At 70.3% G+C, this 19,862-nt stretch carries 22 protein-coding genes; 13 read left to right on the top strand and 9 right to left on the bottom strand.

Annotation, left to right across the window (positions count from 1 at the left end; all coding sequences use genetic code 11):
* Positions 1 to 93: 93 nt before the first annotated feature.
* A complete protein-coding gene (locus tag L0P92_RS29120; RefSeq protein WP_234766032.1) occupies positions 94 to 684 on the bottom strand; it encodes an N-acetylmuramoyl-L-alanine amidase in 591 nt (196 codons plus the stop codon).
* A gap of 330 nt (positions 685 to 1,014) precedes the next feature.
* On the opposite strand from L0P92_RS29120, the gene L0P92_RS29115 reads away from it, so the two are divergent.
* From L0P92_RS29115 to L0P92_RS29105, 3 genes are all read left to right on the top strand, one after another.
* A complete protein-coding gene (locus L0P92_RS29115; RefSeq protein ID WP_234766031.1) occupies positions 1,015 to 2,421 on the top strand; it encodes a family 2B encapsulin nanocompartment shell protein in 1,407 nt (468 codons plus the stop codon).
* A 141-nt stretch (positions 2,422 to 2,562) separates the two neighbouring features.
* A complete protein-coding gene (locus tag L0P92_RS29110; RefSeq protein WP_372497351.1) occupies positions 2,563 to 3,702 on the top strand; it encodes a family 2 encapsulin nanocompartment cargo protein polyprenyl transferase in 1,140 nt (379 codons plus the stop codon).
* 264 nt (positions 3,703 to 3,966) lie between these two features.
* Complete coding sequence (locus tag L0P92_RS29105) at positions 3,967 to 4,560, top strand: GNAT family N-acetyltransferase (RefSeq protein WP_234766029.1); 594 nt, start codon at positions 3,967 to 3,969, stop codon at positions 4,558 to 4,560.
* A 15-nt stretch (positions 4,561 to 4,575) separates the two neighbouring features.
* On the opposite strand, the gene L0P92_RS29100 is transcribed toward L0P92_RS29105, so the two are convergent.
* A complete protein-coding gene (locus L0P92_RS29100; protein ID WP_234766028.1) occupies positions 4,576 to 5,166 on the bottom strand; it encodes a TetR/AcrR family transcriptional regulator in 591 nt (196 codons plus the stop codon).
* A gap of 135 nt (positions 5,167 to 5,301) precedes the next feature.
* Between L0P92_RS29100 and L0P92_RS29095 the strand changes: the two genes are divergently transcribed.
* From L0P92_RS29095 to L0P92_RS29075, 5 genes are all read left to right on the top strand, one after another.
* Positions 5,302 to 5,886: a dihydrofolate reductase family protein gene (locus tag L0P92_RS29095; RefSeq protein WP_234766027.1), complete on the top strand. Its 585-nt coding sequence runs from the start codon at positions 5,302 to 5,304 to the stop codon at positions 5,884 to 5,886.
* 26 nt (positions 5,887 to 5,912) lie between these two features.
* Positions 5,913 to 6,146, top strand: coding sequence for a hypothetical protein (locus L0P92_RS29090; protein WP_234766026.1), 234 nt, complete (start codon positions 5,913 to 5,915; stop codon positions 6,144 to 6,146).
* Between the two features lie 93 nt (positions 6,147 to 6,239).
* Complete coding sequence (locus L0P92_RS29085; RefSeq protein WP_234766025.1) at positions 6,240 to 6,653, top strand: YciI family protein; 414 nt, start codon at positions 6,240 to 6,242, stop codon at positions 6,651 to 6,653.
* A gap of 32 nt (positions 6,654 to 6,685) precedes the next feature.
* Positions 6,686 to 7,912, top strand: a complete 1,227-nt coding sequence (locus L0P92_RS29080; RefSeq protein ID WP_234766024.1) for an RNA polymerase sigma factor — start codon at positions 6,686 to 6,688, stop codon at positions 7,910 to 7,912.
* A 9-nt stretch (positions 7,913 to 7,921) separates the two neighbouring features.
* Positions 7,922 to 8,266, top strand: a complete 345-nt coding sequence (locus L0P92_RS29075; RefSeq protein ID WP_234766023.1) for a DUF952 domain-containing protein — start codon at positions 7,922 to 7,924, stop codon at positions 8,264 to 8,266.
* 64 nt (positions 8,267 to 8,330) lie between these two features.
* Here the strand turns inward: L0P92_RS29075 and L0P92_RS29070 are convergent, their stop codons facing one another.
* A complete protein-coding gene (locus L0P92_RS29070; protein ID WP_234766022.1) occupies positions 8,331 to 9,077 on the bottom strand; it encodes a VOC family protein in 747 nt (248 codons plus the stop codon).
* A gap of 179 nt (positions 9,078 to 9,256) precedes the next feature.
* On the opposite strand from L0P92_RS29070, the gene L0P92_RS29065 reads away from it, so the two are divergent.
* Both L0P92_RS29065 and L0P92_RS29060 read left to right on the top strand, forming a co-directional pair.
* Entirely contained in the window at positions 9,257 to 10,411 is a 1,155-nt protein-coding gene (locus L0P92_RS29065; RefSeq protein ID WP_234766021.1) for an inorganic phosphate transporter, read from the top strand.
* A gap of 53 nt (positions 10,412 to 10,464) precedes the next feature.
* A complete protein-coding gene (locus tag L0P92_RS29060) occupies positions 10,465 to 10,695 on the top strand; it encodes a hypothetical protein (RefSeq protein ID WP_234766020.1) in 231 nt (76 codons plus the stop codon).
* A 65-nt stretch (positions 10,696 to 10,760) separates the two neighbouring features.
* Here the strand turns inward: L0P92_RS29060 and L0P92_RS29055 are convergent, their stop codons facing one another.
* Positions 10,761 to 12,182: a glycosyltransferase family 39 protein gene (locus L0P92_RS29055; protein ID WP_234766035.1), complete on the bottom strand. Its 1,422-nt coding sequence runs from the start codon at positions 12,180 to 12,182 to the stop codon at positions 10,761 to 10,763.
* 435 nt (positions 12,183 to 12,617) lie between these two features.
* Positions 12,618 to 13,013, bottom strand: a complete 396-nt coding sequence (sodN, locus tag L0P92_RS29050) for a superoxide dismutase, Ni (protein ID WP_020123534.1) — start codon at positions 13,011 to 13,013, stop codon at positions 12,618 to 12,620.
* 145 nt (positions 13,014 to 13,158) lie between these two features.
* Between sodN and sodX the strand changes: the two genes are divergently transcribed.
* The gene (gene sodX / locus L0P92_RS29045) at positions 13,159 to 13,593 is read left to right on the top strand and encodes a nickel-type superoxide dismutase maturation protease (protein ID WP_234766034.1); all 435 of its coding nucleotides are present in this window, start codon (positions 13,159 to 13,161) and stop codon (positions 13,591 to 13,593) included.
* Here sodX and L0P92_RS29040 read toward each other — a convergent pair.
* Entirely contained in the window at positions 13,497 to 14,126 is a 630-nt protein-coding gene (locus L0P92_RS29040) for a CGNR zinc finger domain-containing protein (protein WP_234766019.1), read from the bottom strand. The genes sodX and L0P92_RS29040 overlap by 97 nt on opposite strands.
* Positions 14,127 to 14,238: 112 nt before the next feature.
* On the opposite strand from L0P92_RS29040, the gene L0P92_RS29035 reads away from it, so the two are divergent.
* Positions 14,239 to 15,012, top strand: coding sequence for a class I SAM-dependent methyltransferase (locus L0P92_RS29035; protein WP_234766018.1), 774 nt, complete (start codon positions 14,239 to 14,241; stop codon positions 15,010 to 15,012).
* A 96-nt stretch (positions 15,013 to 15,108) separates the two neighbouring features.
* Here the strand turns inward: L0P92_RS29035 and L0P92_RS29030 are convergent, their stop codons facing one another.
* From L0P92_RS29030 to L0P92_RS29020, 3 genes are read right to left on the bottom strand one after another with little or no spacing between them, the layout of a single operon-like run.
* Complete coding sequence (locus tag L0P92_RS29030) at positions 15,109 to 15,870, bottom strand: amino acid ABC transporter ATP-binding protein (RefSeq protein ID WP_273634112.1); 762 nt, start codon at positions 15,868 to 15,870, stop codon at positions 15,109 to 15,111.
* Positions 15,867 to 16,832: an amino acid ABC transporter permease gene (locus tag L0P92_RS29025; protein WP_234766017.1), complete on the bottom strand. Its 966-nt coding sequence runs from the start codon at positions 16,830 to 16,832 to the stop codon at positions 15,867 to 15,869. Before L0P92_RS29025 ends, L0P92_RS29030 begins: the two co-directional genes overlap by 4 nt.
* Before the next feature lie 32 nt (positions 16,833 to 16,864).
* Positions 16,865 to 17,830 carry an ABC transporter substrate-binding protein gene (locus L0P92_RS29020; RefSeq protein ID WP_234766016.1) on the bottom strand — a complete coding sequence of 322 codons (966 nt, stop codon included), beginning with the start codon at positions 17,828 to 17,830 and terminating at the stop codon, positions 16,865 to 16,867.
* 675 nt (positions 17,831 to 18,505) lie between these two features.
* Between L0P92_RS29020 and L0P92_RS45290 the strand changes: the two genes are divergently transcribed.
* On the top strand, positions 18,506 to 19,729 hold the full coding sequence (locus tag L0P92_RS45290) for an NAD(P)-dependent malic enzyme (protein WP_234766015.1): 1,224 nt from the start codon (positions 18,506 to 18,508) through the stop codon (positions 19,727 to 19,729).
* The last annotated feature ends 133 nt before the right edge of the window (positions 19,730 to 19,862 follow it).

Raw genomic sequence — 19,862 nt, 5'->3', positions numbered from 1 at the left:
GTGGAGGGCGGTGAGGTCGGGGCCGGTCACCCGGTCATTGTCGCCCGGCCCGATGGATTCGGCCGCCCGCCCCGGCGGCGGACCCGCTCCGCCCTACTTCAGCCGTTCCCGGATCCGCTCCCGCATCGACGCCATCGTGAACCCGCGCGGATCGACCTTCCCGGGCTGCCACTCCAGATGCCCGATCACCGAGCGCTCGGTCCAGCCGTGATGACGGCAGACGGCAGCCGAGACCCGTTCGATCGCCTCCAGCTGGGGCTCCGGCCACGGGTCCTTTCCGTCGCCCAGGTTCTCGCACTCGAAGCCGTAGAAGTGGCGGTTGCCGTCGGTGTTGGCCTCGTTGTCCGGCGGCAGCGCCTTTTCGGCGATGACCGCGCGCAGGACGTCGTCGTCGCCGAGTCCGGCGTGGTTGGCGCGGCCGTAGCCGACCAGGTGGACCCGGCCGTCCTTGGTGATGACGCCGTGGCAGAGCGGGCCCGGCAGCCCCTCGTAGCCGTTGCGGCACAGGTCCACCGTGTGCGCGCTGCCCTTGGTCACCGTGTGGTGGATCATCACGCCGTGCACGGGGCCCCACGGGCCCACATGGTTGCGGTTGTGGTGCTCCCAGTCGCCGACCTCGACGACCGTCGCGCCCTCGGCCCTGAGTCTCTCCAGGAATCTGCTCGCGGACATGGGTGAGGCCATGACCGCCTCCTTCGTGCCGTACGCCGGCCGCCGTGCGCGGCCGTCTCGTACCGGTGCTTTTACCGAAAACGGGCAGACGGGACTCCTCGCCTCGCACAGTGTGCGATGCGTTTCGGACAACCGGCGTGTCGGGTTCGGGGCGACCGTCGTGATGGCGCGAGAGGCCTCACGCCTGGGCGAGGTCCCTCTGTTTGCCCAGGTGGGCGGTGATCCATTCCCCCTCTTTCGGGTAATAGCACCGCCACCCTCCGTGATGCAAGGCTCGTGCATGGAGATCGCGATGCGCGGCGCCAGAGCGGTGCCGGGGCATGACCGGGAGGGCAATTCCTTATGTCGGTAGGCGAAGAGGTCCGCACTGAGCAGGGCCAGCCGCAGCAGAGTCTCGGCACTGCGGCCGCGCGGAACCTGGCCACCACGACCAAGTCCGCACCCCAGATGCAGGAGATCAGCTCCCGCTGGCTGCTGCGCATGCTGCCCTGGGTGAATGTGCAGGGCGGCACGTACCGGGTGAACCGGCGTCTGACGTACGCCGTGGGAGACGGACGTATCACGTTCGTGAAGACCGGAGACCGTGTCGAGGTCATCCCCGCCGAGCTGACGGAACTGCCGGCCCTGCGGTCCTACGACGACGAGGACGTGCTCTCCGAGCTCGCCCGGCGCTGCCAGCAGCGGGAGTTCGCGGCCGGCGCCGTGATCGCCTCCTTCGGCAGCCAGACCGACGAGGTGTACCTCCTCGCGCACGGCAGGGTGGAGAAACTCGGCACCGGCCCCTACGGCGAGGACGAGTCCCTCGGTGTCCTCGCCGACGGCGCCTACCTCGGTGAGCAGGCGCTGCTCGATGCCGACGCCATCTGGGAGTACACCGTCCGCGCGGTCACCGCCTGCACGGTGCTCGTCCTGCCCCGCCAGGACGTCGAGCAGGTCGCGGAGCGCGCCGAGTCGCTGAGCGGGCACCTCGAACAGCTGCGGACGATCCCCTCGCAGCGCACCAACAAGTACGGCGAGAAGGAGGTCGACCTCGCGGCCGGCCACAGCGGCGAGCCCGACATCCCGCACACCTTCGTCGACTACGAGGCCCGGCCCCGTGAGTACGAACTGAGCATCGCCCAGACCGTGCTGCGCATCCACACGCGCGTGGCCGACCTGTACAACCAGCCGATGAACCAGACCGAGCAGCAGTTGCGGCTGACGGTCGAGGCGCTGAAGGAGCGCCAGGAGCACGAGCTCATCAACAACCGCGAGTTCGGTCTGCTCAACAACTGCGAGTACGACCAGCGGCTCCAGCCGCACGACGGTGTGCCCAGCCCCGACGACATGGACGAGCTGCTGTCCCGGCGGCGCGGCACCAAGCTGTTCCTCGCCCACCCGCGCGCGATCTCCGCGTTCGGGCGTGAGCTGAACAAGCGCGGACTCGTTCCCGAGACCATCGAGATGGCCGGCAACCGCATTCCCACCTGGCGCGGGGTGCCGATCTTCCCGTGCAACAAGATCCCGGTGACCGACGCCCGGACGACCTCGATCATCGCCATGCGTACCGGCGAGACGGAGCAGGGCGTCATCGGGCTCCAGCAGGCGGGCATCCCGGACGAGATCGAGCCGAGCCTGTCCTGCCGCTTCATGGGCATCAACGAACAGGCCATCATCAAGTACCTGGTGACGGCCTACTACTCGGCCGCGGTCCTGGTGCCGGACGCCCTCGGTGTGCTGGAGAACGTCGAGATCGGGCGCTGGCGGTGACCCTGCCCGCCCGGTGCTCCGCCGCCCGGACTCCCGTCGGGGGTGCGCCGTGTCCGGTGGCCCCCGCGCGGGTAGACCCTCCGGGTAGGCGCCCAGCCGTAGCGGAACTGCCACTGTCCGCCGACTCTCCGAGGCGATGCCATGGGTGAGTTCATGACGCAGGCACAGGCGCGCCCCGCCGGGGTGCGGCCGTCCACCGAGACGCTCGAAAGGCGGGGCTCCATCACGACCGACAGGGACGGCGGTCCGGGCCCGCTCGACGGGCCCGAGGCGGCGGTGATCCTGGAGCGAGCGCGGGCGACGGTCGACCCCGAACTGCGTGCCGCCGTCGAGTCGTTGCCGGCCTCCCTGCGCCGGATCACCCGCTACCACTTCGGCTGGGAGCACGCGGACGGCACCCCGGCGGCGGGCAACGCCGGCAAGGCGATCCGGCCCGCCCTCGTCCTCACCGCGGCCGCGGCGATCGGCGGACCCCGGGCGCGGGCCGCGGCCGTACGGGCCGCGGTGGCCGTGGAACTGGTCCACAACTTCACGCTGCTGCACGACGACGTGATGGACCGGGACGCCACGCGCAGGCACCGGGCCACCGCCTGGACCGTGTTCGGCGACGCCGACGCGATCCTCGCCGGGGACGCCCTCCAGGCACTGGCCCTGCGGCTGCTCGCCGAGGACCCGCATCCCGCGTCCGCGGCGGCCGGCGCCCGGCTCGCGGACTGTGTCGTCGAGCTGTGTGCCGGTCAGCAGGCCGACACGGCGTTGGAGAAGCGCGGTCCCGGCGAGGTCGGCCTGGACGAGGTGCTCACCATGGCCGAGGCCAAGACCGGGGCGCTGCTGGGGTGCGCCTGTGCCCTCGGCGCGCTGTACGCGGGCGCGGCGGACGAGGACGTGGTGGCGCTGGACGCGTTCGGCCGGGAGGCCGGGCTCGCCTTCCAGCTCATCGACGACGTGATCGGTATATGGGGCGACCCGGGGCACACCGGCAAGCCGGCCGGCGCGGACCTCGCCGCCCGCAAGAAGTCCCTGCCGGTCGTCGCCGCGCTGACCTCCGGTGATCCGGCGGCGGCGGAACTGGCCGCGCTGTACGAGGTGCCGTACGACGAGGAGGACCTGCAGCGGACGGCGCTCGCCGTGGAGCGAGCGGGTGGCCGTGACTGGGCGCAGGCCCAGGCCGCCGAGCGGATGGCCCGCGCCATGCAGGAGCTGGCCCGTGCGGTGCCCGAGCCGGAGGAGGCGGGCGGACTGCTGGCGCTGGCGGAGTTCGTGACACGGCGCAGCAACTGACCCGGCGACCGGGACAGTGACCGAGACAGTGACCGAGGCCGCCGCGGCCGGCGGTCGTGAAGACCCCGGAGTCCCGGGGCCGTACGGTTCCTGACCCCGTACGGCCGCCGAGCGGCTCCGGACCGGCGGGTCCCGCACATCCCCACGGTGTGCGGGGCCCGCCTCTGCGCACCGTCCGGATCCCGACAAACTCCGCCCACGGGCGGCACACGGGTCCGCATCGCCTTACGATCAACGTCAGTTGACGCGAAGGGGCGGGAAGACATGGGTGTGGCGATCCGGACGGCGGGCGAAGGGGACCGGGAGTTGGTGGCCCGGCTGCTGGACGCGGCCTTCCAGGACGACCCCGTCAGCGGCTGGGTCTTCCCGGGTGAGGAGCACCGCCGTGCCGCCCACCCCAGGCTCATGGCGGCGTTCACCGACATCGTGCTCTCCGTCGGCCGTATCGACGTCACCGAGGACGGCACGGCGTGCGCCCTGTGGATATCCGTGCCGGCCGACGAGCCGGAGCACGACGAGGACGGGCCCGCGCGCCTGCGTGAGGCCGTCGACCCAGAGAACGAGCGCGTCGAGCTGATCGGCCGCCTGACGGACGGCATCCACCCGTCGGGACGCGCACACGAATACCTGTGGATGATCGCCACGGCCCCGGAACGCCAGGGCGAGGGACTGGGCACCGCCCTCATCAACGCGGTCCTCGACCGCTGCGACCGGGAGGGCCTGCCCGCCTACCTGGAGGCGAGCAGCGAACGCAGCCGGAAGCTGTACGAGCGGCTCGGCTTCGAACAGAAGGGCCGCCCCCTCGACCTCCCGGACGGCCCCCAGATGTGGCCGATGTGGCGCGAGCCGCGGGGCTGAGCCCGGGGGTCCGGCCTACTTCGCGGGCACGATCGTCGCCGCGATCCGCTCCACCAGCCCTTCCGGCACACCGACCCCGGGCAGGACGCCTTCGAGCACGTCCGGCAGCGTCAGATGCTCCAGGAGCAGCCCGAGCATCGCGAGATAGAGCACGGTGACGATCTCGTCGCCCCCGGGCAGTCCGGCGTCGCGGTGGAACTCCATGGCCTCCTCCAGGTCGCCGCGCACCGACTTGGTGAAGGAGGCGCGCAGCTCGGGGCGTCGGCCGGCCTCCAGGCGCATCTCCAGGAGAGCCAGATAGCCCGTGCGGTCGCGGGTGGCGCGCGCCATCAGGTCGTGCATGAAGGCGGTGACCGTGGAGCGGTCCTTCGGCCGGCTCAGCAGGTCGGCCATCACCTCCGGGTCGGGCGCGAGCCGGACGTGCAGCCGGGCGTCGATCTGGCGGAACAGGTCGTCGCGCCCGGTGAAGTAGTTGGAGGCGGTGCCCACCGGCACCCCCGCCTCGGCGTCCACCGCGCGGAACGTCAGCCCGCGCGCGCCCTCCCGGGCGAGCACCTCGACGCCCGCGTCGACGAGCGCCGCCCGGCGCTCCGGATTGCCCGCCATGCGGAATCCCCTCTCTTACTTTCATCCGTTCCGGATTCGGTCCCGGAATTCGCTTGCAACCACTACAAGCGAAGTACTACAACTGAAGCACTACAACCGGAGTGGTTGTTCGCCACCCTACGAAAAGAGACCGGCTTGCGAAAGCTCACCTACTTCATCGCCTGCTCGATCGACGGCTTCATCGGGGACCCGAGCGGTGACGCGACGGCGATGCTCGCCTTCGTCGACGAGGAGTACCTCGCGTTCCTCAAGGGCGAATACCCGGAGACCCTGCCCACCCACGGCCGTCGTGCGCTCGGCCTCGGCGACCTGGAGAACAAGCGGTTCGACACGATCATCCAGGGCCGCGCCAGCTACGACCTGGCCCTGAAGGAGGGCGTCACCAGCCCGTACGCCCATATGCGGGAGTACGTCGCCTCCCGCACCCTGACCGAGTCGCCCGACCCGAACGTCGAGATCATCGGCGACCGCCTGGTCGACAAGGTGCGCGAACTCAAGGCCGAGGACGGCGACTTGGGCATCTACCTGTGCGGCGGCTCGCAGATCGCGGGCGAACTGCTGGACGAGATCGACGAACTGGTCATCAAGACCTACCCCATCGTGTACGGCACGGGCATGCCGATGTTCGGGTCGGACTTCGCCGTCACCGAGTTCACCCTCGGCGAGGTCCGTACGTTCGGCAACGGAGCCGTGGTTCGTACGTACAGCAGGAAGCGCTGAGCCCTCTCCCGCCCTACTCTGAGGACATGGGCAGCAGCGAAGAGCACCACTGTCCCGAATGCGGACAGCCCGTCGACACGGTCGTCCGGCGCCACAAGACGATGGGCGCCTGGGTCCCCACATGGGTGGCCGGCCCCTGCCGGAACCCCGAGTGCGACGCGTACACCGAGGGCGACGCCGAGCACGAAGGGCGCCACGAGCACCACGAACACCACCAGCGCCACGAGCAGCCCGAGAAACCTTCCGCGAAGAATTCCTGAACCCCTGTCGAGAATCCCGGACCGGCTCCGACGTCCCCTGTGAGAGCCGCCGAAACGGTGGCCCGAGCCGACGGAAACCGAAGGAGCGGACTGATGAAGTACCTGGTCATGGTGCAGGGCGCGCAGGTGGACTACGAGGCGATGCAGGGCAAGGGGTCCGCGAACTCCGTGGCCTGGAGCCAGGAGGACGTCCAGGCGATGTACGCCTTCATGAGCGACCTCAACAACGACCTCGCCGAGAGCGGCGAGATGATCGACGGACATGGGCTGGCCGAACCCGCGAAGACCCGGCACGTCGCCCTGGGCGACGACGGCAAGGCGGTGATCACCGACGGGCCGTACAGCGAGACCAAGGAGCTGCTCGCCGGGTACTGGGTGCTGGACTGCGCGAGCCTGGAGCGGGTCACGGAGATCGCCGAGCGCGTCCTGCAGTGCCCCCAGCCGGCCGGGGCCCCCGAGTACCCGGTGGTGATCCGGCCCATCGACGACGGCTCCGGGGACGTCTGAGCCCGGCGAGCACCGGGAGCGCCCCACCGGACATGAGCGTCACACCAGAGACCGAGGACCTGCTGCGCCGTCACGCGCCGCAGGTCCTCGGCGCGCTGGTACGCCGGTACGGCCACTTCGACACCGCCGAGGACGCCGTACAGGAGGCACTGCTCGCCGCCGCCGAGCAGTGGCCGCGCACCGGCGTCCCCGACAACCCGCGCGGCTGGCTGATCAAGGTCGCCGCACGCCGGCTGACCGACGCCCTGCGCGCGGACGAGGCGCGCCGCGCCCGGGAGGAGAAGGTCGTGGCGCTCTCGCCCCGGGACGCCTTCACCGCCCCGCCGCCGGGAGCCGACCGCGCTCCCCGCGAGGACGACACCCTCACCCTGCTGTTCCTGTGCTGCCACCCGAACCTGACCCCGCCCGCCCAGATCGCCCTGACCCTGCGCGCGGTCGGCGGTCTGACCACGGCGGAGATCGCCCGTGCGTACCTGGTCCCCGAGGCGACCATGGCCCAGCGGATCAGCCGGGCCAAGCAGAAGGTCCGCGGTGTGCGCTTCGCGCGCCCCGACAACGGGGAGGAACGGCTGCCCGCGGTCCTCCAGACCCTGTACCTGATCTTCAACGAGGGCTATACGGCGACCTCGGGCGCGAGCCTCCAGCGACGGGACCTCGCCGGCGAGGCGATCCGGCTCACCCGCGCGGTCCACCGTCTCCTCCCCGGCCACGGTGAGACGGCCGGTCTGCTCGCCCTGATGCTGCTCACCGACGCCCGCCGCGACGCGCGCACCGGCCCGCACGGCGAACTCGTCCCGTTGGACGAGCAGGACCGCGACCGCTGGGACAAGGCCGCGATCGACGAGGGCGTCGCCCTGGTCACCGGCGCCCTGTCCCGGGGGCGCGCCGGCCCCTACCTGCTGCGCGCCGCCATCGCCGCCGTCCACGACGAGGCACCCTCCGCCCAGGCCACCGACTGGCAGGAGATCCTAGGGCTCTACGACATCCTCGTACGCCTCGTCCCCGGGCCCGTCGAGCGCCTCAACCGTGCCGTCGCCGTGGCCATGGTCCGGGGGCCGTGCGCAGGGCTGGCCGAACTGGCGGAACTGGAGGGTGAGTTGGGTGCAGGGCACCGGCTGGACGCGGTCCGCGGCCATCTTCTGGAGCGGGCGGGCGCGTACGACGAGGCCCGCGCCGCCTACGAGGCCGCTGCCGCCAAGACCCTGAGCCTGCCGGAACAGCGTTATTTGCACGCGCGGGCGGCACGGCTGAAGCCGTAGCGTGGCCCCATGCCCGAACAGACGTTCATCCTCCACCTCACCGAGCGCTCCCTGTGGGACGCGGCCCGCGCGTGCGGCACGTACGAGATGTCGACACGCGGCCGCACCCTCCAGGAGGAGGGCTTCATCCACTGCTCGACCCGCGCCCAACTCCCACCCGTGGCCGACTTCGTCTACGGCTCCTACGACGGCCCCGACGAGCTGGTGGTGCTGGTCGTGGACCCCGCGCGGCTCGACGTGCCGCTGAAGTACGAGGCGATGGCGCCCGGGGGAGAGGAGTTCCCCCATGTGTACGGGCCGATTCCGGTGGCCGCGGTGGTGGATGTGGAGCCATGGGAGACGCTCGGCCGGTAGCGCCGCGCCGCGACGGGGCGGGTCGCGGCGGGACCGGGCGGGTCGGGTCGGGGCGCGCTGCGGCTCAGGCCTGTCGCCGGGGCAGGCCACCCGTCTCCGGGTCCCTCCCGGTCAGGCAGTACGTCCCTCCCGCCGGATCGCGCATCACCGTCCAGTGGGCGCCCTGGGCGACGAAGGCCGCGCCCAGTTCCTCGTGCCGGGCCCGGGTCGCCGGGATGTCCGCGCAGGCGAGGTCCAGATGGGCGGAGCCGGCCCGCTCCTCGCCGAGCCGCTGGAGCAGGACGCGGACGGGCAGCCCGGCCGGCGGCCTGAGCACGTGGAACTCGGGGCGTGAGCCGGGGGCCGACGCCCAGTCGGCCAACAGCGCGCTCCAGAAGGCGACTTCGGTGTCGTACGCGGACGGCGGTACGTCCACGCAGACCTGGTCGAGCCGGCTGCCGCGCACCACGGGTGGCCGTACCGACTCCCCGTGCCAGGGCACGGCACAGAACAGCTGACCGGCGGGCGAGCGCAGCACGGCCCATCCCTCGTGGTCGGCGACCATGCCCGCGCCCTGTCCGAGCGCCGACTTCACGAACTGCGGTACGTCGTCCACGGCGAAGTCGAGATGGGCGCCGCCCGCGCCCGAGCCGACCCCCTGGACCTTCACACAGGCGTCGGCGCCACCGCCCGGCAGCAGCGTCACGAACTCATCCCGGTCGCCCCGGAATTCGGACAGCGCGGTGTCCGTCACCGCGGTCCAGAAGGCGTGGGCGCGGGCGAAGGCCGTGGCGGGGCGGTCGATGAAGGCGTAGGTCCAGCGGATGGTCATGCGGTGATCGTAGAGCCCTCGATACGGGAGGCGCGGGGGCGCGGGCGCCGTGGTCGTACGGCGGGCCAACGGGTCACCACGTCCGCTTCGCAGGACCCTCACCAGGCGCGCGCCGGTTCCTGGGACACGCTTTGCCGTCAGTTCCCCGCGTATTGGCTCACGCTTGTTTGCATTGGGGAATGGACCACATCACGTTCCTGGTGGCGGTCGTCATCGTGACGGCCCTCGCCTTCGACTTCACCAACGGATTCCACGACACGGCGAACGCGATGGCCACGTCCATCGCCACGGGGGCGCTCAAACCGAGGACGGCCGTGCTCATCAGCGGCATCCTGAACGTCGTCGGTGCCTTCCTGTCCACCGAGGTCGCCAAGACGATCTCCGGCGGCATCGTGGACGACACACTCGTCAGCCCGGGCATGATCTTCGCCGGGCTCGTCGGGGCCATTCTGTGGAATCTGCTCACCTGGCTGGTCGGACTGCCGTCCAGCTCGTCGCACGCGCTGTTCGGCGGGCTGATCGGGGCCGTCTGGGTGGGGGCGGGGTCGCATGGCGTGCACTTCGACAAGGTCGTCGAGAAGGTGCTGATCCCGGCGGTGGCCTCGCCGATCGTCGCCGGGGTCGCGGCGCTGCTGGCCACCTACCTGGCGTACAGGCTCACCGCTCGCGCCCGCAGCCAGTCGGTCACCAAGGGCTTCCGCGTCGGGCAGATCGCCTCGGCCTCGCTCGTGTCCCTGGCGCACGGCACCAACGACGCGCAGAAGACGATGGGCGTCATCACGCTGACCCTGATCTCGGCGGGCGCGCTGGGCCACGACGCGGGCCCGCCCCTGTGGGTGATCGCGTCGGCGGGCCTGGCGATCGGCCTGGGCACCTACCTCGGTGGCTGGCGGATCATCCGCACCATGGGCAAGGGCCTCACCGAGATCCAGTCCCCGCAGGGCTTCGCCGCCGAGACCGCCTCCACGACGGTCATCCTCACCTCGGCCCACCTGGGCTTCGCCCTGTCCACCACACAGGTCGCCTCGGGCAGCATCCTCGGCGCGGGCCTCGGCCGGCGGCTGGCGGAGGTCCGCTGGGGCGTGGCCGGGCGGATGGTCGTGGCCTGGATGGTCACCCTGCCCGCCGCGGCCCTCGTCGGCGGCGTCTCGGCGAGCGTGGTCAAGCACGGCGGCAACTTCGGTACCGCGGTGGTCGCCCTGGTCGGCGCGGCGGTGGCCGCCGGCATCGTGCTCGTCTCCCGGCGCAACCCGGTGTCCGCGCACAACGTCAACGACACCCACGAGGTCACGGTCCGCGGCACCGAGCCGACGAACGTCGATACGGCCGCCTGAGCAGGAAACGGCCGCCTGAGACACGGCCGCACGAGACAAGGGGAGTTCCCATCATGAACCTCGACTGGACCGCACTCGGCCAGGTCGCCGCGGTGAGCCTCGCCGTGACCGTGGCCGTGGTCGCCGTCTTCGCCCTCGGCGTGCTGGGCCTGGCCCGCTACGAAGGGGCGCGCGAATCGGGCGGCACCTCCGCCCTCGGCCTCACCCAGGCCGGGCTGTGCTTCGTCGCCTGCGCGGCGGTGGTGGCGTACGGGATCTATCTGATCGTGCCGCAGTTCCACTGAAGGATCCCGGCGCACGGGGCCCGGCCGGAGGAACGGCCGGGCCCCGGCTTACTGCTGATCCCGGCTCAGAGCCGCTCGTAGGCCGTCACCCGCCGCCCACGGACCTGTACGTCCGCCACCACCGCGAAGTGCTCCTCCAGCACGGCGGTCTTCGCCCTGTCCCGCTCGGCGGACACCGGCCGCGCCACCGCGGGCACGTCGGTGACCAGGAGTATGCGCCGCTGTGCCAGCATCGCGTCCCGTATCCGGGCCGGACCCGCCTCCTCGCCCTTCAACGTCCCCGACTCCACCGGGCCTTCGGCCAGCGCTATGTCCCGCAGACCGGCGAACTCCTCCGGGCAGACCAGCGCGGTGTCGCGCCGGGCCGCGGGTACGAAGACCACCGCGTCCCCGTCCTGCTTCAGCCGGCGTACGTCGGCCGCCACCGCCAGGACGTCGTCCACCCGGCTCGACGGGGACCGCTTGGCCAGCGACTGCGGTAACAGGGCGACGACCGCCGCGGTGAGCGCGAGCGGCACGATCCAGGGCGCCGCCCTCGGAAACCGCGGCCTGCCCACCCGTACGGCCGTGCCCAGCGCCGTACCGATCAGCAGGGCCAGCCCGAGCATGCTGAACAGCACATAGCGGTCCAGGAAGAGGGGGTGGACCAGGGAGAGCCCGAGGAGGCCGAGCTGCGGCACGGCCAGCAGCGGCAGCCCGACCGCCGCCGGCGACAGCCGTCCCGCGCACGGCCGGTCCAGCAGGGCCGCGAGACCGCCGATCGTCAGCAGCACCGCCGGGCCGATCAGCATGTGCCAGGTCAGCGGCGGGATCCAGGACACCTGGGCGGACTGGTGCCGGCTGAACAGGATCAACGGCGATACGGCCGCCAGGGCGAGCGTCGCGGCCGGCGCCCAGCGGGTCCAGGTGCGGCGCGGGGCCCGTACCCAGAGCAGGGTGGCCAGATGGGCGGGGAGGATCAGCAGGGACAGCCAGTTCAGCAGCCCGCAGACCGCGACCGTGCCGGCGTAGGCGGCCCAGTGCACCGCGCGGCCACGCCCCTCCAGGGCGGTCACCAGCAACAGGGTCGCGATCCCGGCACCGGCCGCGACCAGCGCGTACGGGCGGCCCTCCTGGAGGTAGAACTGCACGGCCGGCAGCAGCCCGAACGCCAGCCCGCCCGCCAGGCCCGTCCAGACCCCGGCCAGCCGTTGCCCGATGACCGTCACACAGGCCGCCGCCACCGCCATGCCCAGCACGGAGGGCAGGCGCAGGGGAGTGGTGCCGGCGCCGAAGCAGGTGAACACGCCGTGCATCAGCAGGTAGTAGAGCCCGTGCACGGCGTCGACCTGCCCGAGCATGTGCCAGATGTCGGCGACCGGCCGCCGGGCCACCTGCCAGGTCGCGGCCTCGTCCCGCCACACACTGTGCTCCCGGGACAGCCCCCACAGGCCGAGCGCGAGGGTCCACAGCAGCGGGATCGGCCAGAGAGGCAGGCGGCGGCGCAGGGGGTTCTCCCGGGATTCGGCGTTCCGTCCGGCGGGGGCCGTCCAGCCCGCCGGGTGCCAGGTCCCCTGATGTGGTCCCGCTCGCCCCCTCGCGCAGAGCACGAGGAACCCCGCCTCGGCGGGGCCGAGACGGGGTCAGAGCACTGCTCACTTCCCCCTGTGAATGCACCAAAACCTACGGGACACGAAGGATCCGCGGCCACCGTGGGGCGCGTGAACACAATCACCGCGAACACAGGGAACCTCGAACGAGCCACGCGCCCAATTTGCCCCGTCCGACCCGCAATTGACGGGACCTGTCTCCCTCTGCGGGGCGCCCGGGAACAAGACCGCACCCGGACCGTCACGACCGCCGTTCTCGGCGGCCCGCGGGCCGGGTGCGGGAGGTGGAACAGGCGATCGAGGAGATCGCGGGTCCAAGGGGCTTGACCGAGATCAGGCCTTCTTGGTCTCCCAGAAGATCTTGTCGATCTGGGCGATGTAGTCCAGAGCCTTCTGGCCGGTCGCCGGGTCGGTGGAGGCCTTGGCGGCCGAGAGGGCCTTCAGGGCGTCGTTGACCAGCTGGTGCAGCTCCGGGTACTTCTCGAAGTGCGGGGGCTTGAAGTAGTCGCTCCAGAGCACCGAGACGTGGTGCTTGGCGAGCTCGGCGCGCTGCTCCTTGATGACGGTGGCACGCGCCTGGAAGTGCGGGTCGTCGTTGGCGGCCATCTTTTCCTGGACGGCCTTCACCGACTCCGCCTCGATGCGGGCCTGGGCCGGGTCGTACACACCGCAGGGCAGGTCGCAGTGTGCGCTGACCTTGACCTTGGGGGCAAACAGGCGGGAAAGCATGGAGCATTCCTTCCTCGTGATCGTCTTCTCAGGTGGGACATTACTCCCTGCGAGACGGGTTTTCGCGAGTGCCCCCATGGGCTTAGGACAAAAGTCCAGGGTCAGACTGAGACTGGTGGAGGACCGTACCGGGGAGGTGCCGGGGATGCCGGAGTTGTCGCAGGACGCCGAGCGCGGGCGGGCCGATCAGCCCTTCGGGTGGGCCGAGGTGACCGGGCCGTCGATGGTGCCCACGCTGTATCACGGCGATCTGCTCGTGGTGTGGCACCGGGGGCGGATCCGGCCCGGGGACGTGGTGGTGCTGCGGCATCCGTTCCAGCAGGACCTGCTGGTCGTCAAGCGCGCCGCCGAGAAGCGCGAGGGCGGGTGGTGGGTGCTCGGGGACAACGCCTACGCCGGTGGCGACAGCACCGACTACGGGGTGGTGCCGGACGAGCTCATCCTGGGCAAGGTCCGGCTGCGCTACCGGCCGCGCAAGCCCGGTCAGCGCTCGCCGTTCGCGCTGGCGCGCTGGGCGCTGTCGGCGGTGCGGCCCGTGCTCGCCGACCGGTCGGCCTCCAAGCGTTTGCGGGCGCGGTAGGCGGCCACGTTGGCGCGGGTCGCGCAGCGGTCGGAGCAGTAGCGCCGGGAGCGGTTGGTGGACGTGTCCAGGTAGGCGTTGCGGCACGGGGGTGCCTCGCACAGGCCCAGGCGGTCCACGCCGTACTCGGTGAGGTGGAAGGCCAGGCCCATCGCCGCGATGGCCGCGTAGCCGGCGGTCGCGTTCGACGGGTGGTCGGCGAGGTGCATGTGCCACAGGGGGCGGCCGTCGTCGTCCCGGAAGTCGTGGCCGGAGATCTGGGGGCTCACCGGGAACTCCAGCAGGAGGGCGTTCAGCAGGTTCACCGCCAGTGCCTCGTCGCTCTTGTCCGCCGCCTCGAAGACGGCTCGCAGCCGCGCCCGCACCGAGCGGAAGCGGGTGACGTCGCCGTCGGTGGCGCGGCGCGCCGCCTCCTGGCTGACGCCGAACAGGTCGCGGACGGCCTCGACCGAGGTCAGCGAGTCCTTGCCCCGGGCCGGGTCCTCGCTGTTGACGAGTCGTACGGCGTAATCCGAGTAATAGGCCAGTTCCACTTGTAGTCCTTACGGAGGCGTTCTATCGTCGTGGTGCGGTCGAGTAACAGCTGATCGTGCTTCCAGGGTATTACGTGGAGGCGTTTTCGTGACGTGCGCGATGGAGGGCTCTATGACGGACACGGACATCACCACCACGGCCGGTGCCGACTGGGCCGCCTGGCAGAAGAGCTGGGACCGGCAGCAGGAGTGGTACATGCCCGACCGCGAGGAACGCTTCCGGATCATGCTCGACATGGTCGAGGCCCTGGTCGGCCCCGCCCCGCGCGTGCTCGATCTCGCGTGCGGCACGGGAAGTATCACGGCCCGGCTCCTCGCCCGGTTCCCGGAGGCCATCAGTACGGGCGTCGACCTCGACCCCGCCCTCCTCGCCATCGCCGAGGGCACCTTCGCGGACGACGAGCGGGTCTCGTTCGTCACGGCCGACCTCAAGGACCCCGACTGGCCGGCGAAGCTGCCGTACGACTCCTACGACGCCGTCCTGACCGCCACGGCCCTGCACTGGCTGCACCGTGAACCCCTCGCGGCTCTCTACGGTCAGGTCGCGGAGCTCGTCCGCGACGGTGGTGTGTTCCTGAACGCGGACCACATGATCGACGACTCGACGCCCCGGATCAACGAGGCCGAGCGCGCCCTGCGCCACGCCCGTATGGATCAGGCCAAGGCGGACGGGGCCCTCGACTGGGCCGAGTGGTGGCAGGTTGCGGCGCAGGATCCGGTCCTCGCCGAGCCCACGGCCCAGCGCTTCGCGATCTACGGCGAGCATGCCGACGGTGACATGCCCGCACCCGAGTGGCACGCGCGCGTGCTGCGTGAGAAGGGGTTCGGGGAGGCGCGGGCGGTGTGGTGCTCGCCCTCGGACACGCTGCTGCTCGCGCTGAAGTAGCGCGGCGGGGCCGCATGTCGAGGGCGGCCCCGCGCCTCCTGGGGTATGTGAAGGGGCGGTACGTGAGACACGTACCGCCCCTTCAGCGTCGTACCGTCAGAGCACCTTGGACAGGAACGCCTGCGTCCGCTCGTGCTGCGGGTTGGTCAGGACCTCGCGCGGGTCGCCGGACTCGACGACCACGCCGCCGTCCATGAAGACCAGGCTGTCGCCGACCTCACGGGCGAAGCCCATCTCGTGGGTGACGACGACCATCGTCATGCCGGACTCGGCGAGGTCGCGCATGACGTCGAGGACGTCGCCGACCAGCTCCGGGTCGAGGGCCGAGGTCGGCTCGTCGAAGAGCATCAGCTTCGGGTCCATCGCCAGCGCCCGGGCGATGGCGACGCGCTGCTGCTGGCCGCCGGAGAGCTGCGCGGGGTAGTTCCCGGCCTTGTCGGCCAGGCCGACGCGGTCGAGCAGCTCCCGTGCGCGCTCCCTGGCCTGGGCCTTGCTCACGCCCTTGACCTGGATCGGCGCCTCCATGACGTTCTCCACGGCCGTCATGTGCGGAAACAGGTTGAACCGCTGGAACACCATGCCGATGTCCCGGCGCTGCAGCGCTACCTCGCTGTCCTTGAGCTCGTACAGCTTGTCGCCCTTCTGGCGGTAGCCGACCAGCTCGCCGTCGACGTACAGCCGACCGGCGTTGATCTTCTCCAGGTGGTTGATGCACCTGAGGAACGTCGACTTGCCGGAGCCGGAGGGGCCGATGAGGCAGAACACCTCGCCGGTCTGCACCTCCAGGTCGATGCCCTGGAGGACCTGCACGGGGCCGAAGGACTTGTGGACGCCCTCGGCCTTCACCATGGCCGTCATACCGAGCTGCCCCTTTCGCGGCTGAAGGCCATCATGTTGACCTTGATCTTCTGCCACGGCGTCGGCGGCAGGTTCCGCGTCGAGCCACGGGCGTAACGACGCTCCAGGTAGTACTGGCCGACGCTGAACACGCTGGTCATGACCAGGTACCAGATGCACGCCACGAACAGCATCTCCATCACGGCGTACGACGTGGAGCCGATCGTGGAGGTGGCGCGCAGCAGTTCGTTGTACGTCACCGCGTACACCAGCGACGAGGTCTTCAACATGTTGATGAACTCGTTGCCGGTCGGCGGCACGATCACCCGCATCGCCTGCGGGATCACGATGCGGCGCAGCGTCTTGGCGTGGCTCATGCCGAGCGCGTGCGAGGCCTCGGTCTGGCCCTCGTCGACGGCCATCAGACCGGCGCGGCAGATCTCCGCCATGTACGCCGCCTCGTTCAGGCCCAGACCCAGCAGGGCCGCCATGAACGGCGTCATGACGTCGACCATCTCGTCCTTGTAGATCGGACCGAGATTCAGGACCGGGAAGATCAGCGCCAGGTTGAACCAGAGGAGGAGCTGGACGTAGACCGGCGTACCGCGGAAGAACCAGATGTAGATCCAGGCCACCCAGCTCGTCACCGGGTTCTTGGACAGGCGCATCACGGCCAGGATCACGCCGAGGACCACGCCCATGACCATCGCGAGCACACTGATCAGCAGGGTGCGCCCGGCGCCGGCGAGGACGGTGGAGTCGAAGACGTAGTCGCCGACGGCCTGCCACTGGATCTTCTCGGCGGTGGCGAAGGCGTTGACGAGCAGGGCCACCAGGGCCAGTACGACGACCCCGCTGACCCAGCGGCCGTAGTGCCGGACCGGGATGGCCTTGATCGCCTCGGGCGGGACGGCCCCGCCGTCCTTGGAGACGGCGGCCGACGGCGTCGCGTCGGCCGGCTCCTTGTCGAACTTGTCAGTCACTGTGACTGCCCTTCAGTGCTTGCCCGGGACGGTCACTTGCCGCCGTTGATCGCGGCCTTGTCGATCGCGCCGGACTCGGCGCCCCACTTCTCGAGGATCTTCTTGTACGTGCCGTCCTCGATGATCGCGTTGACGGCCTCTTCGAGGGCCGCGGTGAGCTGCTTGTTCTCCTTGTTCACCGCGATACCGAACGGACCGGCGTCGACCTGCTCGCCGACGACCTCGAAGTCGTTGCCGCCGCCGGACTTGCGGGCCAGGTCCACGGCGACCGGGTAGTCGTTGACGCCGGCGACCGCGCCGCCCGACTTCACACGGGTCTGGGCCTCGGTGTCGTTCTCGAACGACTCGATGTTGATCTTCTTCTTGCCGCCGTCCGTGCAGGCCTTGGACTGGGTCTGCAGGGCCTTCTCGTACGTCGTGCCGCGCTGGACGGCCGCCGTCTGGCCGCAGAGGTCCTCGATCGAGTTGATCTTCTTCGGGTTGCCCTTCTGGACGTACACGGCGGTACCGGCCGTGAAGTAGTCGACGAAGTCGACACCCGGGCCGAGCTTCTTGCCCTTGTCGTCCAGGCCCTCCTGGCGCTGCGGGGTGTCCGTGATGGAGGACATGGCGACGTCGTAGCGACCGGAGTTCAGGGCGGTGATCAGGCCGTCGAAGGAGCCCGAGGTGAACTGGAACTCCACGCCGAGCTTCTCGCCCAGCGCGGCGGCGATGTCGGGGTCGACGCCGACGATCTTGCCGCCCTCCTGGAACTCCATCGGGGCGTACTCGGCGTTCGTACCGGCCTTGATGACGCCCGCGTCCTGGATCTTCTTGGGCAGCTTGTCGAAGAGCGGGGCGGCGCTGGACTTCCCCGTCTCATTGGTGCTGTCGCTGCCGCTGTCGTTCGTCTGGTCACCGCAGCCGGTGAGAATCAGGGCGCCTGCGACCGCGATCGAGCCGACCGCTGCCAGCCGGGAGCGCGTGGCGGTCGTACGACGGGTGGAGCTTGCGGTCATGATGGGTTCCTCCGGCGGATGGGTGGAGTTGCCGATGGGGCGGGCGCCCGCCGATGGGTTCGGCCGGTGCCTTGGTTTCCTAGGTCGACGAGAGCACACACCTTCGAGTGCCGCGACCTCGTGTGATTACGGCATCTTGCCATTCGGACTTAGGCATTCAGGGCGCCCGCGATGTCAAAATCGGATAACGGGTGACTTCCGAACCGCCTCAGGTCGGACATCCTGACCGCACCTTCTGCGGGAATCTGTCCTTCCGGCCGGAAGATCTTCGGTTCATCTCAGGATGCGAGCCACTTGTGGGTCGCTTGTGGGGCGTGTTTGCGGGTGACGGTTGCTCTTTGTGGTGTACGTCGTCGATTGTCCGCTTATTTGGTCACGAATCACACCGGTGCCGTCATCGGCTCGTGTCCGATTCGTGTTGTCCGCGTGCGTGTTTCCCTTCCCGTCATGTGATCTTGCACGTATTGGACTCGTCGTCGGCGCCGTCCGTCCGGTAAGAAGGTTCTTTACACCCCTCATCCGGGGCTCAGGGCGCGTGTGCGGCGCGCCCGTCGCGTATGTGCCCGTACGTCGTACGTCGCACGTATCAACGAGCAGGGTCATACGCGGTCCCGCCCACTTCTCACCAGGAGTGGTCCCACCCTCAAACCATGAACACTTAAGGGGTCAGACAAAGTGGCAGCGGAGATCGTCAATCCTCGCAGCGGCGGCAATACCGATCAGGACGGCGGGGTCGAACCCCTCGATTCCTTCGATCCGGCGTTCGCGCTGCACCGTGGCGGCAAGATGGCCGTGCAGGCCACCGTGCCGGTCCGCGACAAGGACGACCTGTCCCTGGCGTACACGCCCGGCGTCGCGAAGGTGTGCAGCGCGATTGCCGAGCAGCCGGAGCTCGTGCACGACTACACGTGGAAGTCGTCCGTGGTCGCCGTCGTGACCGACGGCACGGCCGTTCTCGGGCTCGGGGACATCGGGCCCGAGGCCTCCCTTCCGGTGATGGAGGGGAAGGCGATTCTGTTCAAGCAGTTCGGCGGCGTCGACGCGGTGCCGATCGCGCTGGACTGCACCGGCGTCGACGAGATCGTCGAGACCGTGGTGCGGCTCGCGCCGTCCTTCGGTGGTGTGAACCTGGAGGACATCTCGGCGCCCCGGTGCTTCGAGATCGAGCGCAAGCTCCAGGAGCGGCTGGACATTCCGGTCTTCCATGACGACCAGCACGGTACGGCTGTGGTGACGCTGGCCGCGCTGCGGAACGCCGCGCGGCTGACCGGGAAGGGGCTCGGGGATCTTCGGGCCGTGATCTCGGGGGCCGGGGCGGCTGGTGTCGCCATCGCGAAGATGCTGGTCGAGGCCGGGATCGGGGACGTGGCGGTGGCGGACCGCAAGGGTGTCGTGTCCGCCGACCGGGACGACCTGACGTCGGTCAAGCGGGAGCTTGCCGGGTTCACGAACAAGGCGGGCATCACCGGGTCGCTGGAGGCGGCTCTGGAGGGTGCGGACGTGTTCATCGGGGTTTCCGGTGGGACGGTGCCGGAGAAGGCTGTCGCCTCCATGGCCGAGGGCGCGTTCGTGTTCGCCATGGCCAACCCGAACCCGGAGGTGCATCCCGACGTCGCGCACAAGTACGCGGCGGTCGTGGCCACCGGGCGGTCGGACTTCCCGAACCAGATCAACAACGTGCTGGCGTTTCCGGGGATCTTCGCGGGGGCGCTGCAGGTTCGGGCCTCGCGGATCACCGAGGGCATGAAGCTGGCTGCGGCTGAGGCGTTGGCGGCTGTGGTGGGGGACGACCTTGCCGCGGACTATGTCATTCCGTCGCCGTTCGACGAGCGGGTGGCGCCGGCGGTTACGGCCGCGGTGGCTGCGGCGGCTCGGGCGGAGGGGGTTGCTCGGCGGTAGCGCTGCCGCTGGGGGTGCCGGGCTGTGCTGCTCTGGGTGCCCTGTGCTGGATGGCCTCGTCCTGGTGGGCGGGGCCGTCTTTTTGTTTTGGGTGCGGCTTTTTGGGTGGGTGCGGGGTGCGGGGTGCGGGGTG

The sequence above is a fragment of the Streptomyces muensis genome, from assembly GCF_021474425.1.
GTDB lineage: Bacteria > Actinomycetota > Actinomycetes > Streptomycetales > Streptomycetaceae > Streptomyces > Streptomyces muensis.
The sequence above is the reverse complement of the archived record's forward strand: the minus strand, read 5'-3'. Positions and strand labels throughout refer to the sequence as shown.

Excerpts from the sequence above, each read along its gene's own strand:
- L0P92_RS29120 (WP_234766032.1), bottom strand. The coding sequence starts at position 684 with ATGGCCTCACCCATGTCCGCGAGCAGATTCCTGGAGAGACTCAGGGCC.
- L0P92_RS29115 (WP_234766031.1), top strand. The coding sequence starts at position 1,015 with ATGTCGGTAGGCGAAGAGGTCCGCACTGAGCAGGGCCAGCCGCAGCAG.
- L0P92_RS29110 (WP_372497351.1), top strand. The coding sequence starts at position 2,563 with ATGGGTGAGTTCATGACGCAGGCACAGGCGCGCCCCGCCGGGGTGCGG.
- L0P92_RS29105 (WP_234766029.1), top strand. The coding sequence starts at position 3,967 with ATGGGTGTGGCGATCCGGACGGCGGGCGAAGGGGACCGGGAGTTGGTG.
- L0P92_RS29100 (WP_234766028.1), bottom strand. The coding sequence starts at position 5,166 with ATGGCGGGCAATCCGGAGCGCCGGGCGGCGCTCGTCGACGCGGGCGTC.
- L0P92_RS29090 (WP_234766026.1), top strand. The coding sequence starts at position 5,913 with ATGGGCAGCAGCGAAGAGCACCACTGTCCCGAATGCGGACAGCCCGTC.
- L0P92_RS29085 (WP_234766025.1), top strand. The coding sequence starts at position 6,240 with ATGAAGTACCTGGTCATGGTGCAGGGCGCGCAGGTGGACTACGAGGCG.
- L0P92_RS29080 (WP_234766024.1), top strand. The coding sequence starts at position 6,686 with ATGAGCGTCACACCAGAGACCGAGGACCTGCTGCGCCGTCACGCGCCG.
- L0P92_RS29075 (WP_234766023.1), top strand. The coding sequence starts at position 7,922 with ATGCCCGAACAGACGTTCATCCTCCACCTCACCGAGCGCTCCCTGTGG.
- L0P92_RS29070 (WP_234766022.1), bottom strand. The coding sequence starts at position 9,077 with ATGACCATCCGCTGGACCTACGCCTTCATCGACCGCCCCGCCACGGCC.
- L0P92_RS29065 (WP_234766021.1), top strand. The coding sequence starts at position 9,257 with ATGGACCACATCACGTTCCTGGTGGCGGTCGTCATCGTGACGGCCCTC.
- L0P92_RS29060 (WP_234766020.1), top strand. The coding sequence starts at position 10,465 with ATGAACCTCGACTGGACCGCACTCGGCCAGGTCGCCGCGGTGAGCCTC.
- sodN (WP_020123534.1), bottom strand. The coding sequence starts at position 13,013 with ATGCTTTCCCGCCTGTTTGCCCCCAAGGTCAAGGTCAGCGCACACTGC.
- sodX (WP_234766034.1), top strand. The coding sequence starts at position 13,159 with ATGCCGGAGTTGTCGCAGGACGCCGAGCGCGGGCGGGCCGATCAGCCC.
- L0P92_RS29035 (WP_234766018.1), top strand. The coding sequence starts at position 14,239 with ATGACGGACACGGACATCACCACCACGGCCGGTGCCGACTGGGCCGCC.
- L0P92_RS29030 (WP_273634112.1), bottom strand. The coding sequence starts at position 15,870 with ATGACGGCCATGGTGAAGGCCGAGGGCGTCCACAAGTCCTTCGGCCCC.
- L0P92_RS29020 (WP_234766016.1), bottom strand. The coding sequence starts at position 17,830 with ATGACCGCAAGCTCCACCCGTCGTACGACCGCCACGCGCTCCCGGCTG.